The following is a 19569-nucleotide window of genomic DNA, read 5'->3' as shown; positions in this document are numbered from 1 at the left end:
TTTTTTTTAACTAAGAAATGGAGCAATCAAAAAACTTCGCTTTCGAAGAAGCTTTCGAGGAGGCGTTGAAATACTTTGCGGGTGACGAGTTGGCCGCACGAGTATGGGTGAACAAATATTCCATGAAAGACAGTTTCGGGAATATCTATGAAAAGTCACCAGAGGACATGCATTGTCGCATCGCCAATGAAATAGCGCGCATCGAGAAGAAGTATAAGAACCCGATGAGTGCGCGCGAAATCTTCGACCTGTTGGATCATTTCAAGTATGTCATCCCAGCAGGCAGTCCGATGACCGGCATTGGCAACAACCACCAGGTGGCCAGTTTGAGCAACTGCTTTGTGATTGGGCTGGATGGCGATGCTGACTCATACGGTGCCATCATGCGCATTGACGAAGAGCAGGTGCAGCTGATGAAGCGTAGGGGAGGCGTGGGTCACGACCTGAGCCACATCCGTCCGAAAGGTTCACCAGTTAACAACTCGGCACTCACCAGCACCGGCCTGGTGCCTTTCATGGAGCGTTACAGCAATTCCACCCGCGAGGTGGCGCAGGATGGCCGCCGTGGCGCGCTGATGCTGAGTGTGAGCATCAAGCATCCCGACAGCGAAGCGTTTATTGATGCCAAGATGACCGAAGGAAAGGTCACCGGCGCCAATGTATCGGTCAAGATAGACGACGCTTTTATGGAGGCTGCTACCAGTGATAAACCTTATGTACAGCAGTTCCCTGTGGATGGTGATGAGCCGCTTGTGAAACGGGAAATCTCCGCCAAGGCTTTGTGGGAGAAGATTGTTCACAATGCTTGGAAGAGTGCAGAACCTGGCGTACTGTTCTGGGATACCATCACCCGTGAAAGCATCCCCGATTGTTATGCCGACCTGGGTTTCCGCACCGTGAGCACCAATCCATGCGGCGAAATACCTTTGTGTCCTTATGATTCGTGCCGCTTGTTGAGCATCAACCTCTATTCTTACGTGGTTCATCCATTTACCAAGGATGCTTATTTTGACATGGACAAATTCAGAAAGCATGTTCAAATAGCACAGCGCATCATGGATGACATCGTGGATTTGGAACTGGAGAAGATCGATCGTATCATGCAGAAGATTCAACAAGATCCGCAAAGTGATGAGGTCAAGGGATCAGAATATCACCTTTGGGAGAAAATCAAGCACAAGAGCAGCCAGGGACGCCGTACAGGTGTAGGCATAACGGCCGAGGGTGACATGATTGCAGCCATGGGCTTGCGCTATGGAACGCCAGAAGCAACCGAGTTTTCTGTCAACGTTCACAAGAATTTAGCGTTGAGCGCCTACCGTTCTTCCGTAACCATGGCGCAAGAACGCGGTGCTTTCGCTGTATTTGATGCCAGTCGCGAGAAGAACAATCCCTTCTTGCTTCGCATCAAAGAAGCCGACCAACAGTTGTATGCCGACCTGCAGAAGTATGGTCGTCGCAATATCGCTTGTCTGACAATCGCGCCTACTGGCACCACCTCACTGATGACACAAACTACCAGTGGCATCGAACCCGTGTTCATGCCAGTGTATAAGCGTCGCCGAAAGGTAAATCCCAACGATACTGACGTGCATGTAGACTTTGTGGACGAGGTGGGTGATAGCTTTGAAGAATACATCGTGTACCACAAGAAATTCCTGGAGTGGATGAACGTTAACGGCATCGATTCGACTAAGAAATATACCCAGGAGGAGATTGATAAGCTGGTGGCGCAGTCGCCATATTATAAGGCTACGGCCAATGATGTGGATTGGTTAGAGAAGGTAAAGATGCAAGGTGCCATCCAAAAATGGGTAGACCATAGCATCAGTGTGACTGTTAACCTGCCCAACGACGTAGATGAGGCCTTGGTTAATCGCTTGTATGTAGAGGCGTGGAAGAGCGGATGCAAGGGCTGCACCATCTATCGAGACGGGTCCAGAGCAGGCGTTATGATTTCTGTTTCTAAGAGTGAAAAGAAACAGAAAGGCAAGGAACAAGCCAAAGACAACAGTGCTGGTCAGAACGCACTGCCTCCCTGCAAACAGCCCGAGGTGATAGAAGTGAGACCGAAGGTGCTGGAGTGCGATGTGGTTCGCTTCCAAAACAACAAGGAGAAGTGGGTGGCATTCGTCGGATTGCTTGATGGTTATCCTTACGAAATCTTCACTGGTTTGCAAGATGACGATGAGGGCATCGTACTGCCTAAGTCGGTTGTCAAAGGAAAAATCATCAAACAGAAGCAGGATGACGGCCCCAGCAGATACGACTTCCAGTTTGAAAACAAGCGTGGCTATAAGACTACGGTCGAGGGACTTAGTGAGAAGTTCAACCCAGAGTATTGGAATTACGCCAAACTCATTAGTGGTGTGCTGCGCTATCGCATGCCTATCGAACGTGTTATTAATCTGGTTAGTTCACTACAGTTAAAAGACGAGAGCATCAACACCTGGAAGAATGGTGTGGAGCGCGCGTTGAAGAAATACATAGACGATGGCACCGAGGCCAAAGGGAAGAAGTGCCCGGTGTGCGGACATGAAACCCTTGTGTATCAAGAGGGCTGTTTGATCTGCAAAAACTGTGGTGCCAGCCGTTGTGGATAATCGACCTTTATGATTAAACAATCAAGTTATATTTATTTAAGCAACCTGCGGTTTCGCGCCTATCACGGCGTGTTACCGCAGGAACGCGTTGAGGGCAACGACTTCATTGTGAACATTCGGCTGGCTTACGACTTTGGTAAAGCCATGGAAACCGACGATGTGGCCGACACCTTGAGTTATGCCGACGTGTATCAACTCGTTCAACAGGAAATGCAACAGCCTTCCAACTTGCTCGAGCATGTGGTGGGTAGGATAGGGAAGCGCTTGCTGGCGGAATTCCCGTTGATTAAGGCTATCGACTTAAAACTCACCAAGGTTAATCCCCCCATGGGTGCCGATTGTGACGGTGCCGGTGTGGAAATACATTTAATAAATGAAAAAACCGATTGAAAGATAAGGGCTTTTCCATCTAAAAGCATTACTTTTGCAACTATATGAATAAGAAGGTCTGGCACTGTTTGCTTTGTTTCTTGCTGTTTGCGTCAGTGGGTTTGGCTGCAAACAAAAAGTTTACGCTGGTCATCGACCCCGGACATGGTGGAAGAGACCATGGTGCGGCAGGCGTTTATTCAAAGGAAAAAGATCTTGTTCTGAAGTTCGCATTGGCTTTTGGGCAAATGGTTGAGCGTAATTGTCCCGACGTCAAGGTCATCTATACGCGTAAGACTGATGTCTTTATCCCGCTGGCCAGACGCGCTGAAATCGCCAATAAGAATCGTGCTGACTTGTTTATCTCTGTTCACATCAATGCCTTGTCGGGTGGACGCAGGGTGAGAGGATTGCAAACTTATACCCTTGGACGAGGACAGAACACCGGACAAAAAGGCATCTTGGAGAACTTGGAGGTGGCCAAACGCGAGAACTCGGTTATCTTTCTGGAGAAAGATTATAAGCAAAAGTATCAGGGCTTTGACCCTTCTTCGCCCGAAAGCAACATCATGTTTGAGTTCATTCAAGACAAAAACATGCAGCAGAGTGTGGAATTGGCGCGTTACATGCAGCACCATATTCGTGCTGCCACGGGGTTGAATGATATGGGTGCGCATCAAAATAATTTGGCAGTGTTGCGGCTGTCGTCCATGCCGGGATGCTTATTGGAATTGGGTTTCATCTCAACCCCCGAGGAAGAAAACTTCATGAATGCCGCCGGAGCTGCCGATATGTATGCCCGTGGCATCTTCAACGCATTCGTACAATACAAGAACAAATACCATCAAGGACTGGTTGTGCCTTACAAGGCCCCAGCCGTACCAGAGCCACAAGTGCCCGAAATTGTTCCGCAGGATTACAAGGAGCAGAGTAAAAAAGCCGAATCTTCGAAAAATGTTAAGACTCGTGAGGCATCTGTTGCCCCCAACGGTTCACAACCCAAGGTGGCTGAAACATCACCCATCAATCAGCAAACATCTCAGATGGTAGCCAATCAGCCAGGTGTACAGGCGGCTACAGCCACGCCTCAGCCGGCCGAAGCGGCTCCCAATGCGAGAAATGAGGCTGGAACTCCCGTTCAGACACCTACACCTCCCACCGCAAATGCCGCTCAGGAGGTTCCCATGTTCAAGATTCAAATCCTCACGACCCATCGAAAACTGGCATCAACTGATGCTGCTTTGAAAGGCCTCAAAGGGTGCGAGTGGTATGAAGCAGGTGGTGATTTGAAATACACTTACGGTTCGTCAGCCGATTACAACGAGATACGCCGACTTCGAAAAGAAATCATCGATCGTTTTCCCGATGCCTTCATCATTGCCTTCAAGAATGGACAGCGCATGGATGTGAACGAGGCGATCCGCACGTTTTTACAGAATAAAAAGATATAAGATTATTTTTTTAAGTTCCAACGGATATGATAAAAGTAAGAAATGAAATAAAAATTGCCCTCGTGGCGGTTGCCGGTATCGTGGCTTTGTTCATCGGAATGAACTTTTTGAAGGGCACACATCTGTTCACAGGCAGCAAGTCTTACCATTTTGCTTTCGATGACATCAGTGGTTTGACCAAGTCAAGTCCTATCTACGCCTCTGGTTATCAGGTGGGATTGGTTAAGGATATCATTTTCGATTACAGCCACAAGAACAAGACCAAGGTTATTGCAGAGATGGATAAGCAGATGAAAATCCCCACGGGAACCACGGCCTTTATCAGCAGTGACGTGCTGGGTAACATCAAAGTAACCTTGAACATCGCCCCCAATCGAGGCGAATTTATCCAGGAAGGCGGGCTCATCCCGGGAGACATCGATAGAGGACCCATGGGTGAAGTGACGTCTATGATACCTGCGGTGAAGCAGATGTTGCCTAAATTAGATTCCATTTTGCTGAGTCTTAATCTGCTTTTGGCCGACCCAGCCATCGCTAGTTCCGTGCACAATGTGCAAGACATGACGGCCAATCTCACCAAAACTTCTCGCGAACTGAATTCCGTCGTTGCAAAATTAAACCGTGAAATTCCGGGTGTGGTGACGAAAACAAACCGCATTTTGGATCATTCTGAAACGTTCACGGCCAATCTTTCGCAGGTAGATGTGGCCACGACCATGCGAAAAGTGGATGAGGCTATGGCTGATGTAAAGGCAGTTACGGCCAAAATCAACAGTAATGAAGGCACGCTGGGATTGTTGATGCGCGACCCATCTCTTTACAATCAGCTCAATACTGCCGTGCGCAGTGCTGATTCTCTCATGGTGAACATCCGCCAACATCCTAAACGTTATGTCCATTTCTCTATCTTCGGTAGGAAAGATAAGTAAGGTGTCATACATTATTTGACTGCGATGATGCTAAATTTCGACAATCATCATCTGTCGAATGTGATGTGTCTTTAATTAAAATTGGTATAAATAAGAAAATAGATTGTTTCACATTGGCCGAAATGGCATAATGCATTAACAGCGTAGCCGATAATAGATATTTCATTCATGTTTCACCGTTCAAGTAAGTATCTTGATGTTATTCAACCTAACTTACTTGTTCTCAAAGTTTTATGAACAAGCAACAACAAAAGCAATGAGATTTCTTTTAGAAAGTTGCTAATATGCGGGTAGTTAGGTACTTACGATTTTAATCCTGTTGAAGCATAGAAACATGCATTTGCTCAATCAACTTTTCTTTTATAAATTTGCAGTCGTTTGATCATCGAATTGATCGAAAGACATACGTAAAATACTACATGATTCAATGAATGTAAGTCCTAATCAAGCTTGGGGCCAAGCCCTTGCGCTCATCCGTGAGAATGTTTCCAAGCAACAATATGATACATGGTTTCAGCCCATCACCTACGAGTCGTTCGACGAAGCGACCCGCACATTGTTGATACAGGTACCCAGTCCGTTTGTGTATGAGTACTTGGAAGAGAATTATATCGACTTGTTGAGCAAGGTGCTCAGGCGTTCTTTTTGTGACAACATTCGTTTGAAATACCGTATCGTCACCGATCAGGAGCATCATCTGACACAGGATGTCGAGGCAGAACAGACCGATGTGACTGGCGTTAAGCCACAGAAGAAAACCCGTGCCAATCAACCTCCGTCGGCTCTTGACGCTGCCCAGCCGCAACAGTTGGACCCAAATTTGAATCCACACCTTACTTTCAATAATTATATTGAGGGCGACAGCAACAAGTTGCCGCGTTCGGTTGGCATGTCAATTGCCGAGCATCCCAACAAAACACAGTTCAATCCGATGTTCATCTACGGTCCGTCGGGCTGTGGCAAGACCCACTTGATCAACGCCATCGGCATGCTCTCCAAGCAGCTCTATCCGCAGAAAAGAGTGCTGTATGTAAGCGCACGCTTGTTTCAGGTGCAGTACACCAATGCTGTCTTGCAGAACTCTGTGAACGACTTTATCAACTTTTACCAGACTATTGACTTGTTGATTGTTGACGATATACAAGAGTGGATGACGGCAACGAAGACCCAAGATACCTTTTTCCATATCTTCAACCACCTGTTCCGCAATGGGAAGCGCATCATCTTGGCCAGTGATCGGCCACCAGTTGACTTGAAAGGAATGAACGAAAGGTTGCTGACACGGTTCGCATGCGGACTGATTGCCGAGTTGGAGAAGCCCAACTTGCAGCTTTGCATCGACATCCTGAACAGTAAGATTCAACGCGACGGTCTTCAAATTCCCGACGACGTGGTACAGTACATCGCACAGACAGCCAATGGAAGCGTGCGCGATTTGCAAGGAGTTATCAACTCGTTGCTGGCCTATTCGGTTGTCTACAACAGTGTGGTGGATATGCGTTTGGCCCAAAGAGTCATACAGCGTGCCGTGAAGATCGATGACAAACCGCTCACCATCGATGAGATTCTTGACACCGTTTGCCGGCATTTCAACGTCACCGTATCGGCAGTGAACAGCAAGAGTCGCAAGCAAGAGTTGGTGACGGCTCGTCAATTGTCCATGTACCTGGCGCAGAAGTACACCAAGATGCCTGCCTCTCGCATTGGAAAGCTGGTGGGCGGGCGCGATCACTCCACCGTTATTCATAGCTGTACGCGCATCGAACAGCGCCTAAAGCTGGACTCCATGTTCTCCAACGAGGTGATGAGCATTGAAAATTCGTTCAAGTTGAAGCAATAACCGGCAGTATCAATCCCTGTTTGTCGTCCACTTTAATATTTAAAATGAAATAGACATCTTGTCCAAGGCCCTCGAGCTTTGGACTTTTTTTTGCCTTGAGTCCATTTCCATCGAATTGCTTGACGTAGGATAGTTTTTGCGAATATTCTTTGCTGGTCTTGTTGAAAAGTCATACCTTTGCCGTCGGTTTACAAACAGTAAGCTAAGGGTGCTCACTTTATTCGTGGGCTGAGAACAAACCTTCTGACCTGATCTGGATAATACCAGCGTAGGAATTGACCAAGAAGCCAAGTGGGCGAAGTTCTTCAACAGTAAAACTTTGCACTTGCTCTCTCCCTTATTCATTTATTTTTTTGATCGCTAAAAAAAGCAATGAAAAAGTTTTTATGGGCAGTGTTTGCGATGACTGCCGCCAATGTGTATGCGGTGCAACCTATTGACACCTTGCATACTTACGAGTTACAGGATGTACAAGTAATTTCTACCCGTGCCAACAAGAAGACGCCTATGGCGCATTCAGACCTGTCACAAAAGCAAATCAAGCAGATGAACCATGGCAAGGACATTCCATTCTTGTTGTCTACGTTGCCATCGATTACCCTTACTTCCGATGCGGGTAATGGTATTGGGTACACCTCACTGCGTGTGCGTGGCATCGATCCCTCGCGTGTGAACATCACTGCCAACGGTATTCCGATGAACGATGCCGAGAGTGCAACCCTCTTTTGGGTGAACATGAGCGACTTTGCCTCGAGTGTGCAGAGCATGCAGTTGCAGCGAGGAGCTGGTACGTCTACCAATGGTGCCGGTGCTTTTGGCGCTACCTTGAACATGCAGACCGAGAACATTGGTACTAAACCATTCTTCGGTATCGACCTTTCGGGCGGCAGTTACGGTTCGCACAAGGAGACTTTACGCTTCGGAACGGGGCTCATTGGTGGCCATTGGGGCATACAAGGACGCCTTTCGGATATCGGTAGCGACGGCTATTTGGACCGTGCTTCCACCAAACTCAATTCGTATTTCATCCAAGCGGGCTACTTCTCGGACAACACCATGGTGAAGTTTGTCACCTTCAATGGTGTGGAACGTACTTATCACGCATGGAACTACGCTTCTAAATACGAGCAAAGTAAGTACGGACGCACCTACAATTCGTGCGGTAAGTATATCGATGCCGAGGGCCATGTGAAATATTACGACGGACAAACGGATAACTACCACCAGCAAAATTACCAGCTGCATTGGAATCAACTGCTTGGAGACCAATGGAAACTCAATGTTGCCTTGCACTATACCAAGGGCGACGGATACTACGAGCAGTACAAGGGAAAAGGCAATTGGTATCAATATCATCTATCTAAAGACACCAAGTTGTTGGGCGATTTGGTGCGTCAAAAGAAGATGGATAACGATTTTTATGGTGCTGTAGGTTCCATTAACTATGACAACAATCGTGGATTGACTGCCAACATCGGTGGCGGTTGGAACAAATATGTTGGCGGCCACTTTGGAAAAGTCATTTGGACGGGTGCACCTTTCTATCAGATAGAAGATGCCAACGGCAATAAGAAGAAGGTGTATCAAATGGGACCCTCCACATTGGAGCCTGATAACGAGTATTACAACAACGATACTAAGAAGGTGGACGGCAATGTTTACGGAAAGGTAAACTGGGAGTTTGTAAAGGGTTTGAGTGCCTTTGCCGACTTACAATATCGTCATGTGGGCATCAAGATGACGGGTCCTTCCGACGCATGGGACGACAATAACAAGCAAATTGTCTTCAATCTCGATCAAAAGTTCAACTTCTTCAATCCTAAGTTTGGACTCAATTATCAGGCTGATGACAACAATCGTGTGTATGCATCGTATGCCATTGCGCACAAAGAGCCTACCCGTAACAGTTTTGAGCAGAACCTTGACACCAAGTTGGAGGCAGAGAAATTAGGCGATTTGGAAATAGGTTACCAGTTTGCCAGTGCCAAGTACAGTGCAGGTGTCAACCTATATTATATGAATTATAGCAACGAATTTGTGCTCACTGGCGAACTGGATGCCATTGGTGAGATGAAGACAAAGAATGCAGGTCGTAGCTATCGTATGGGAATTGAGTTGGAATCGGCTTGGCAACCTGTTGATTGGTTCACTTGGAATGTCAATGCTACGTTCAGCAAGAACCGTGTTAAGGACTGGATGGTGAAGTTGGAAGATGGGAAGAACGCTTCTTTGGGCGACACACCTACCAGCTTTTCTCCTGAACTTATATTCAACAACATCTTCTCATTCAACTACAAAGGTTTGTCTGCCAATGTTCATACGCAGTATATCGGTGAGCAGTATCTCACCAATACGGGACTGAAGAACTATCAAACCAAAGACGGCAACGGTCAAGATATTGATGTGAGCATGATGTTGGGCAGCATCTTTACCACCAACCTCAATGTGGCTTACACCTTCGCCTGTCACAAGTTGGGCTTGAAAGAGGCTACCGTTGGCTGCACCGTCTACAACCTTTTCAGTGCCAAATACGACAATAACGGCTGGGCAGCACCTGGTTTTAAGAAAGATGCACAAGGCAACGTCGTAGCTACTGATGCTGGTAAGGGGCAGTATCAGGCTGGCTTTGCGCCACAGGCTCCTATCAACTTCATGGCAAACTTGTCATTGACGTTCTGATAAAAGTTGACGGGAGAGGAGTAGGAGTTTATGGAAGTTATAAGGGAGAAAAGGGAGGTTGATTAGGAGTTAAGGGGAGTTAAGGGCGAGTTACGTAGGGAGTTAACGGACATTACCTTATTGATAGAGATAGAAAAAAGCCAATTTCTGCCTTCCATTGCAAAGCATTTGTCCGATAACTCCCATTAACTCCCCTTGTAACTCCTGTTAACTCCTGACCTAATTCCCCATTCACTCCCTTTAACTCCCATTCTAACAAATAACAACATGACATTCGATTGGTTGGATATAGTCACCACCATTTTGGGACTTGTCTATATCTATTTGGAATATAAAGCCAGCATTTGGCTGTGGATAGTGGGCATTGTAATGCCGGCCATGGACGTGTTTTTGTATTGGAGACACGGCTTGTACGGCGATGCGGGCATGGCGGTATATTACACGTTGGCTGCCATTTACGGTTATATTGCGTGGAAGTGGGGCAGCAAACTCTTCAATCAAAAAAAGCAAGAACTGCCCATTACGCACATGCCCGGCAAGCATTATCTGCCCACTTTCTTGTTTTTCGCCTTAGCATGGGGCGCTACTTATTATGTGTTGGTGCGCTTTACCAACAGCAACGTACCCTTGTTAGACAGCTTCACCAATGCACTCAGCTTTGTGGGCTTATGGGCTTTGGCGCGCAAGTATGTGGAGCAATGGCTCTTTTGGATTGCGGTCGACGTGGTTTGCACCGCTCTGTATGTGTACAAAGGCATTCCTTTCAAGGCAGGACTGTACGGACTTTATGTCGTTATTGCCGTGTTAGGGTACTTTAAGTGGAAGTCGATGATGAAACAAGCAGCGTCATGAACTATCAGCTCATCAACTCATCAACCAATTTTGACGTGGTGGTTTTGGCGAGCGGAGATTATCCGCAACATGCTATTCCCACCCAAATCTTGCAGCAAGCACCACGCATTGTGTGTTGCGACAGCGCCATCGAGTTGCTGCATCCATCGTTATATTATAAGGTGGAAGCCGTGGTTGGCGACGGTGATTCGATGTCTGAGGCTGCCAAACGACAATTTCATGACGTGCTGCATGTTGAGCATGAGCAGGCAGACAACGACCTTACAAAGGCTACCCGTTATTGTGTCAGTCGCAACTACAGCCGCATCGCCTATTTGGGAGCGACGGGCAAGCGTGAGGATCATACCTTGGGAAACATCTCCTTATTGCTGCGTTATTTTCAAATCTACGGTGTGCAGCCTGTCATGGTGACCGATTACGGCACGTTTGTGCCTTGCCATGGCGATTGCACCTTCGAGTCGTTTGCCAAACAGCAAGTAAGTATTTTCAATTTTTCATGCCACCGTATGGAAAATAAGGGCTTGCGCTGGCCTTCACATGCGTATCAAAGTTGGTGGGAAGGCACGCTCAACGAGTCGCTTGCCGATGTCTTTTCCCTTTATGCCGATGGTCATTACCTGGTTTATCGCACACACGAAGCAAAATTGGCCATGTAATAACGCCGTGTTTCTATTCGGTAATAATGCGCACTTCTGAGCTTTCAAGCAACGATACTTGTATATGTTAACAAACCTTTCGTTTGTTAATTCGTTTCTTTTTATTTGACAAAATAAAATTGCAAAATAGATAAAACAAGGGGATTTTTAAGGTGTTTAAAACCTTAAAAACACCATCTTTTACCACATTCACATACAACAAAGCCGCAATCAACATGCTATTGATGCCCAACATGTATGCCTTTAACTCCTTATTACCATGTTTTATCTGTCCAATATGCATCATATAGCAGACCTTTTTTGCACGAAAAAGGGATTTTTCGTTCCAAACACATGTTTTTTTAGTTTGCATTTTAGGCTCAAAAAACCTATAAGCTACTAATAATCAACTTGATAATAAAAACCATCTCATATTTCGCATATTTCCGTGACATGAACAGGTTGGTTGTAAAAACGTCCGGCATTTGTGTTAAAAAAGACGTTGCAGCAGAAGAAATCTTATCGAAGAACGTTCCGTTTGAACTTGAAAATGCAAATTATCATTCTTCATTAAAAGAGCTGTGGTTGTAGGCATCAGTCTTCCGTTCGCCCAGCGATGAACCCATACAGCATGTACAGTTGCTGTCTGTACGATAAACATTATAATAATTGATGCATGATTAAATAAAAAACTTATTAAATAACCAACAAATAATTATTAAATATTTTATAATTAAAAAGATATATAAATATAATTATTTATTTGGTTATTCTTAAATATATATTTACCTTTGTCACGGTTCAATACGAACTGTACTTTTTAAATATTAAACCTAACCTAATGAATCGTATATCTAACCGACAAATGAAAGAAAAACGATCTTATTTTTTGATACTGGTTTTGTTTCTCTTCTTTTTGCCCAAATCGCTTTTTGGTGGCAATCTACATCCAGACGTAGTCGTGGCAGGAGGTGGTGCCAGTGGCGTATCTGCCGCCTTGCAATCAGCTCGTATGGGAATGCGTGTACTCGTGATTGAGGAAAGTACATGGCTGGGTGGTATGTTGACAGGCGCAGGTGTCAGTGCCATCGATGGAAACTTCAATATGCCCGCTGGCATATTTGGTGAATTTAGGAATCGTCTTGCCCAACACTATGGTAGTCTTGAAGCCTTGAACACCGGGTGGGTAAGCCGAGTTCTCTTCGAACCCTCGGTAGGCAACCAGGTCTTGAACGACATGGTGGCGCAAGAGAAAAATATCGAAGTGTGGAAAGAGAGCAGCATCAGACGCATTAGCAAAAAGCAAGGCGAATGGAACTTGAAGATTAAAAAGCAAGGTAAAAGCGTGATCGTTAAAACACCAATGGTCATTGATGCTACTGAATTGGGAGATGTGGCAGCCAAATGTGGGATAGCCTATGATGTTGGCATGGATAGTCGCCATGATACGCAGGAGGACATAGCTTTGGAAAAAGGCAACAATGTTGTCCAGGACCTTACCTATGTCGCTATCTTGAAGGATTATAAAAAGGATGTTTCCATGCGAAAGCCAAAGGGTTATGACCCTTCAGTCTTCGCCTGTTGCTGCATCAACCCGATGTGCATATCCAGCAATGAGCCAAAAAGAATGTGGCCGGCCGACAAGATGATGAGCTATGGACAGCTTCCCAATGGGAAGATTATGCTGAATTGGCCTATCAACGGAAATGATTATTACGTCAATTTGGTGGAAATGTCTGACAAGCAACGCAGACAAGCCTTGAAGAAAGCGAAAGAACATACCTTGTGTTTTCTTTATTTTATTCAGCATGAATTAGGATTCCGTCATATAGGACTTGCCGACGACGAATATCCCACAAAAGATCTTCTGCCTTTCATTCCTTATCATCGTGAATCCAGACGAATTCATGGAGCGGTTCGGTTTACACTCAATCACATGGTGTCACCTTACAATCAAGCGGCTCCTTTGTACCGAACCAGCATCGCTGTTGGCGACTATCCAGTAGACCATCATCACATGCGCTACAAAGAAAGCCACACGCTTCCAGACATACACTTCTACCCAGTTCCGTCATTTGGGCTGCCGTTAGGAACACTCATTCCACAAGGAGTTGAGGGCTTGATAGTAGCAGAGAAATCCATATCCGTGTCTAATATTGCCAATGGTGCAACACGTTTGCAACCCGTGGTGATGCAGATAGGTCAGGCAGCTGGTGCATTGGCGGCCCTCTCGCTCAAGAAAAGAACGGCTTTATCGGGCGTATCTGTGAGGGATGTGCAAGATGAGATATTGAAGGCAGGCGGATATTTGCTTCCTTATTTGGATGTTCAGAAACACGATTCTCGATTCATTCCTTATCAACACATTGGCTCAACGGGTATTTTGAAAGGCGTTGGCAAAAATGTAGATTGGAAAAATGAAACATGGCTGAGGGCCGACCAACCATTAAAAGGACAGGAGCTGGAAGGTATGCGTGACATTTTTCCGCGGTGGAAGCAAACAGGTGCCATGTTGCCCGACTCGGTTATGACATTGGGGGACGCATTGCGTGTCATTCAAAGCGTAGCTGAGTCAGAGCAAATGCCCATCAAAGCAAATTGGGAGCCACTGTTAAAGAAATATCATTTTAAGGCAACTGATAAGACGCACGTCATTACACGAGGTGAAATGGCCGTACTGATAGACCAGATGCTGGATCCCTTTCACTGGAAAGAAGTTGACATACAGGGAAATTTCATCAAATAATATTTAAATCATATAGCTATGGATATAGATCAATTGAAAGAATTAGCTGACTTGTACAAAAGTGAATTGCTACAGAGAGTGGTTCCTTTTTGGCTTGAGAAGTCACAAGACGAAGAGTATGGTGGGTACTTCACATGCTTGGATCGCAAAGGAAATGTTTTTGACACCGACAAATTTATTTGGTTGCAGTGCCGTGAGGTATGGTTGTTCGCCATGCTATATAACAAGGTAGAGAAAAACGAGGAATGGTTGAACAGTGCCATCCAAGGTGCTGAGTTCTTGAAAAAGCATGGACACGACGGCCAGTACAACTGGTATTTCTCGTTGGACAGGACGGGCAAACCATTGGTAGAGCCTTACAATATCTTCTCGTACACCTTTGCCGCCATGGCCTTTGGACAGCTAAGTTTGGCTACAGGCAACGACGAATACGCCACCATCGCCAAGAAAACGTTTGACATCATTCTATCGAAGGTAGACAATCCCAAAGGCAAGTGGAACAAGATACATCCGGGAACACGCAACATGAAAAACTTCGCACTGCCCATGATACTCTGCAACTTAGCCTTAGAGATAGAGCATCTTCTTGACGAAAACTATCTACTAAAGACCATGGAAACGTGCATCCATGAAGTGATGGACGTGTTTTACCGACCAGACCTTGGCGGCATCATCGTGGAAAACGTAGGTGCCGACGGCAACTTGGTAGACTGCTTCGAAGGCAGACAGGTAACTCCGGGACATGCCATAGAGGCTATGTGGTTTATCATGGACTTGGGCAAACGCCTGAATAGACCCGAACTGATAGAAAAAGCCAAGGACACCGCACTTACCATGTTAGACTACGGATGGGACAAAGAGTTTGGCGGTCTGTATTATTTCATGGATCGCAATGGCTGTCCTCCTCAGCAATTAGAATGGGATCAGAAGCTGTGGTGGGTACACATCGAAACTCTTATCTCCATGCTCAAGGGCTATCAGCTCACGGGAGACAAGAGGTGTATGGAATGGTTTAAGAAGGTACACGAATATACTTGGACACATTTCAGAGATGACGAGTATGCTGAATGGTACGGATACCTCAACAGGCGCGGCGAAGTGCTGTTGCCATTGAAGGGTGGAAAATGGAAAGGATGCTTCCATGTACCCAGAGGTATGTATCAATGCTGGACCACGTTAGAAGAAATAGTCAAGGCAAACGATAGCAAATAAAGCGAACCATGACAAACAGGAGAAACTTTATCAAGCAAATAATGGGCGCCTCAACGCTTGTGATGGGTAGCAAGATACTGTCTTCCTACACCAAGGTGGACAACACTTTTGCCCAGCACGAGGACGGTGAGACTTTTGCTACGCCGCACGCCATGAAGGGCATGCCTATTAAAGCTACATTTCTGGATGAGATAAGTTGGGACATTCCACACCAAAACTGGGGCAAGAAAGAATGGGATCAAGACTTCAAAGCCATGAAAAAGATGGGCATCAACACTATTGTTCTCATCCGTGCCGGACTGGGAAAGTGGATTGCCGCACCGTTCTCAACTCTCATCGGAAAAGAAGATGTATATTATCCGCCAGTTGATTTGGTAGAAATGTTCTTGACACTCGCCGACAAGTATCGCATGAATTTCTTCTTCGGCATGTATGATTCCGGCAAGTATTGGCAAGAGGGACTGTTCCAAAAAGAGATAGACCTGAACCTAAGCTTGATAGATGAGGTGTGGGCCAAATATGGCAAGCATCCCTCTTTCAAGGGATGGTATCTGTCACAAGAAATCAGTCGCCGAACAAAGAACATGTCACGCATATATGCAGAGGTGGGTAAACATGCCAAAGCCGTGTCGGGTAACCTCACGACAATGGTTTCTCCCTATATTCACGGCGTGAAAACCGACCAAGTGATGAGTGGTGACAAGGCTCTCACCGTGAGAGAACATGAAGAGGAATGGAACGAGATTTTGGGCAACGTCAAGGGAGCCGTGGATATCTTGGCATTCCAAGACGGCCAGGTAGACTATGGCGAACTGTACGATTATCTTGTGGTGAACAAAAAATTGGCAGACAGATACGGCATGAAATGCTGGACAAACATCGAATCGTTTGACCGCGACATGCCCATCCGCTTCCTGCCAATCAAATGGGAGAAACTGCTGTTGAAACTTGAAGCTGCGCGGAAAGCCGGAATGGAAAACGCCATTACCTTTAAGTTTTCACACTTCATGAGTCCCAATTCCGCATATTTGCAAGCTGGCCACTTGTATCGTAGATACTGTGAGCATTTTAATATTTAAATTTTTCACTAACCTAAAATTCATAATTAATGGAAAAAATTAGATGGTGTATCAGGAGGCTTGTTGTGTCCTTGATCCTAACAGTCACATGTGTGGCAGCAAGCTATGCGCAAAATGTGATAACAGGAACAGTCAGCGACACGAACGGTGAGCCTTTGGTAGGAGTGTCTATCGTTGTGAAAGGAACGACGAGAGGACAGGTTACTAACATTGATGGACGGTACCAAATCGAGGCTAAAGCTAATGACATATTGACTTTTGCAAGTGTCGGCATGGTATCGCAAGAAGTGAAGGTGGGCAATCGCAAGACGATTGACATTACGATGAAGGAGGATGTAGCCGCCTTAAGCGAAGTCGTAGTAGTGGGCTATGGCACACAAAAACGAGGAAGCATTACGGGCGCTATCTCCACAGTTTCTGACAAAGAGATACTCAAGGCACCGACCATGAGTATCAGTAATATCATCGGACCGCGCATTGCGGGTGTGGCAGCCGTGCAATCAAGCGGACAGCCCGGTAGTGATAACGCTGCGCTCACCATGCGCGGACAAGGGGGTATCATCTACGTTATTGATGGTATTCGACGCACCTCAGCCGACTTTAACGGATTGGATCCGAATGAAATTGAATCGGTGTCTATCTTGAAAGACGCATCCGCCGTGTCTGTCTATGGTCTTGATGCTAACGGAGCGTTTATCGTAACCACGAAAAAAGGTAGCAAAAACAAGACGTCCATCTCCTACACGGGAGCTTTCGGAATTAGCGAGAACGCACAAAATCAGGTGTGGCTTGACGGCCCCGGGTACGCTTATTGGTACAACAAAGCACGCGAATTGCAGGGCGATGCCCCCGTCTTTACAGATGAAATGGTACAAAAGATGCGTGACGGAGTTGACGGTTGGGGCAACACCAACTGGTACAAAAAATTGTTTGGAACCGGAAACCGTATGCACCACAATGTGTCTGCCTCGGGTGGAAACGACAAGGTGAAGTTTTTCGCATCGATGGGTTATTTGAAAGAAAACGGCAATATTGACAATTTCGATTATGACCGTCTGAACCTTCGTTCAAACATCGACGCGAAAATAACCGACAATCTTACTTTTACACTGGGCATAGCTGGGCGTATAGAGAAGCGCAACGCACCCAGATACTCTGCCGACCCAAACGCTTGGCATAACATTCCACAGCAGATCATTAGGGCTATGCCATACGTTCCGGAAACTATGGAATATCAGGGAAAAACTTATGCGGTGTCTACACCAACTGCATCGTCACCAGTTGCGCCATTGGCATCCATCAATGAGTCAGGATACAGCAAGTCTAATCGTTCGTTTGTCCAGACCAATTTCAGTTTGAAATATGACGCGCCTTGGCTGAAAGGCTTAAGCGTGAAGTTTCAAGGAGCTTATGATGCTAATTTCTATTTCAACAAAGTGCTAAGCAATCCTTTCGAGGTGATGCAGATGAGTCTGCCCACCTCCGCATCCAAGACGTTGAATTATTATAAGGCTTTCGATGCCCAAGGAAACAGCGTGTCACTGAGTGAGGCAGCCAGCAGGGGTTACAACTTTACCACACAAACCAGTGTGACATACGACAACAGGTTTGACAAGCACACCGTGGGCGTGTTGTTATTGGCCGAGACGCGCGAAAACAAGAGCAACGCTCTGAGTGCAACCGGTACGGGTTTGGACTTCTTGCAGCTTGACGAGCTTAGCAAGATTACCAACTTGACTGGCGACGGCAAAGAAAAGATGCCTACGATAGGTGGTTATAGCGGATTTACGCGGGTGGCTGGATTTGTCGGCAGGCTCAATTACAACTATGATGACAAGTACTACTTAGAGGCTTCGGCACGTTATGATGGTAGTTATCTTTTTGGTGGTATGAATAACAGATGGGTGTTTTTGCCCAGTTTGTCGTTGGGTTGGCGTATCAATAACGAAAAATGGTTTGACGCCGACTGGGTGAATAACCTGAAACTGCGTGCTGGCGTTGGTAAAACAGGAACAAGTAGCGGATTGAACGCATTTCAATGGCGCAACGCGATGACATTGGTGAAAAACGCATTGGTGCTGGGTGGCGGAAGTCAGTCGATGATGTACGCCAGCGTTTTAGGCAATCCTGACCTGCGGTGGGCACAATGCATGAACTACAACCTTGGTGTAGACGCAACCTTATGGAATGGCCTTTTAGGCATCGAGTTTGACGTGTTCTATAAATATGAGTATGACAAAATTTCGTCTGTCGTGGGTGCGTTCCCACCATCACGAGGTGGATACTATCACAACTCAGCCAATATAAACAAGGCTGATTACAAGGGATTTGAGGTGGCTTTAACCCATCGTAACCACATTGGAAATTTTAATTATGGTGGAAAATTGATATGGTCGTACGCTTATGGTCGTTGGCTGAAATACGCCGGCGACACGGACAATGCTCCAGAATACCAACGCGTCACTGGCAAACAAATTGGTGCCAAATATGGTTTCATGGACGCAGGACTTTTCAAGGATGAGGCAGATATAGCCAATTCACCGACTGTCGTTGGTTATAAAGCACTGCCGGGCTATATAAAATATGTGGACCGGAATGGTGATGGTGTGATAACCGCTGCGCAAGACCAAGGCTATGTAGGTAAAAGCTCAACCCCAACACACACAGGTTCGTTCAACTTGTTTGGCGATTGGAAGGGATTCGACTTTGACTTGCTGTTCTCTTGGGGCTTGGACAATGTTGTGGCCTTAACTGGACAATATAGCGGTTCGGGCATCCAAGACAACACGGCCTATACAAAGCCATTCTACCACGGTGGTAACTCGCCAACTTATTTGGTAGAGAAATCGTGGACACCTGATAACCCCAACGCAGAGTTCCCACGTCTTGAGATTTCAGGTCCGAGCAACAACAACGGCTTCTCTTCCACGTTCTGGTATCGCTCTGGCAACTACATGCGGTTAAAGACAGCGCAAATTGGCTACAACTTCCCCAAACAATGGCTAACTAACATAGGCATTGAGGGTGCAAGACTATATGTGGAGGGTTTCAACCTGTTGACATTCAGCAGTCTGACCAAATACAACATAGACCCTGAGTCTCCTTCTGTAAACAATGGTTACTACCCGCAGCAGAGGACGTATACCATGGGAATAAAACTAACATTCTAAAAGA

12 protein-coding genes and 1 riboswitch are annotated in these 19569 nt (G+C 46.1%); all 12 genes read left to right on the top strand.

Features of this window, described 5'->3' with window-relative positions:
* Window positions 1–17: 17 nt before the first annotated feature.
* The 12 genes from HMPREF0650_RS04565 (at window position 18) to HMPREF0650_RS04505 (ending at window position 19565) form a co-directional block, all read left to right on the top strand.
* Window positions 18–2603, top strand: coding sequence for an adenosylcobalamin-dependent ribonucleoside-diphosphate reductase (locus HMPREF0650_RS04565; RefSeq protein ID WP_004348697.1), 2586 nt, complete (start codon window positions 18–20; stop codon window positions 2601–2603).
* Between the two features lie 9 nt (window positions 2604–2612).
* Complete coding sequence (gene folB, locus HMPREF0650_RS04560) at window positions 2613–2993, top strand: dihydroneopterin aldolase (RefSeq protein ID WP_004348695.1); 381 nt, start codon at window positions 2613–2615, stop codon at window positions 2991–2993.
* A 44-nt stretch (window positions 2994–3037) separates the two neighbouring features.
* Complete coding sequence (locus HMPREF0650_RS04555; protein ID WP_004348694.1) at window positions 3038–4423, top strand: N-acetylmuramoyl-L-alanine amidase family protein; 1386 nt, start codon at window positions 3038–3040, stop codon at window positions 4421–4423.
* 26 nt (window positions 4424–4449) lie between these two features.
* Window positions 4450–5352 carry an MlaD family protein gene (locus HMPREF0650_RS04550; protein ID WP_004348693.1) on the top strand — a complete coding sequence of 301 codons (903 nt, stop codon included), beginning with the start codon at window positions 4450–4452 and terminating at the stop codon, window positions 5350–5352.
* Window positions 5353–5779: 427 nt separating this feature from the next.
* The gene (dnaA, locus tag HMPREF0650_RS04545) at window positions 5780–7192 is read left to right on the top strand and encodes a chromosomal replication initiator protein DnaA (RefSeq protein WP_004348692.1); all 1413 of its coding nucleotides are present in this window, start codon (window positions 5780–5782) and stop codon (window positions 7190–7192) included.
* A 194-nt stretch (window positions 7193–7386) separates the two neighbouring features.
* Window positions 7387–7485, top strand: a riboswitch (TPP riboswitch).
* A gap of 79 nt (window positions 7486–7564) precedes the next feature.
* Window positions 7565–9871 (top strand): TonB-dependent receptor, encoded by a 2307-nt coding sequence (locus tag HMPREF0650_RS04540; protein ID WP_004348691.1) that lies wholly within the window; start codon window positions 7565–7567, stop codon window positions 9869–9871.
* 267 nt (window positions 9872–10138) lie between these two features.
* Window positions 10139–10723 carry a nicotinamide riboside transporter PnuC gene (pnuC, locus tag HMPREF0650_RS04535; protein ID WP_004348690.1) on the top strand — a complete coding sequence of 195 codons (585 nt, stop codon included), beginning with the start codon at window positions 10139–10141 and terminating at the stop codon, window positions 10721–10723.
* Entirely contained in the window at window positions 10720–11379 is a 660-nt protein-coding gene (locus HMPREF0650_RS04530; RefSeq protein ID WP_004348689.1) for a thiamine diphosphokinase, read from the top strand. The genes pnuC and HMPREF0650_RS04530 overlap by 4 nt, the downstream gene beginning before the upstream one ends.
* Before the next feature lie 844 nt (window positions 11380–12223).
* Complete coding sequence (locus HMPREF0650_RS04520) at window positions 12224–14104, top strand: FAD-dependent oxidoreductase (RefSeq protein WP_040562471.1); 1881 nt, start codon at window positions 12224–12226, stop codon at window positions 14102–14104.
* Between the two features lie 18 nt (window positions 14105–14122).
* Complete coding sequence (locus HMPREF0650_RS04515) at window positions 14123–15316, top strand: n-acyl-d-glucosamine 2-epimerase (RefSeq protein ID WP_004348685.1); 1194 nt, start codon at window positions 14123–14125, stop codon at window positions 15314–15316.
* A gap of 8 nt (window positions 15317–15324) precedes the next feature.
* Window positions 15325–16395, top strand: coding sequence for a DUF4434 domain-containing protein (locus tag HMPREF0650_RS04510; RefSeq protein ID WP_004348684.1), 1071 nt, complete (start codon window positions 15325–15327; stop codon window positions 16393–16395).
* A gap of 29 nt (window positions 16396–16424) precedes the next feature.
* The gene (locus tag HMPREF0650_RS04505) at window positions 16425–19565 is read left to right on the top strand and encodes a SusC/RagA family TonB-linked outer membrane protein (RefSeq protein WP_040562457.1); all 3141 of its coding nucleotides are present in this window, start codon (window positions 16425–16427) and stop codon (window positions 19563–19565) included.
* Window positions 19566–19569: the final 4 nt, after the last annotated feature.

The organism is Hoylesella buccalis ATCC 35310 (genome assembly GCF_000177075.1).
GTDB classification, from domain to species: Bacteria; Bacteroidota; Bacteroidia; order Bacteroidales; family Bacteroidaceae; genus Prevotella; species Prevotella buccalis.
Note: the sequence above shows the minus strand (reverse complement) of the source record. Positions and strands in the feature narration are given on the sequence as shown.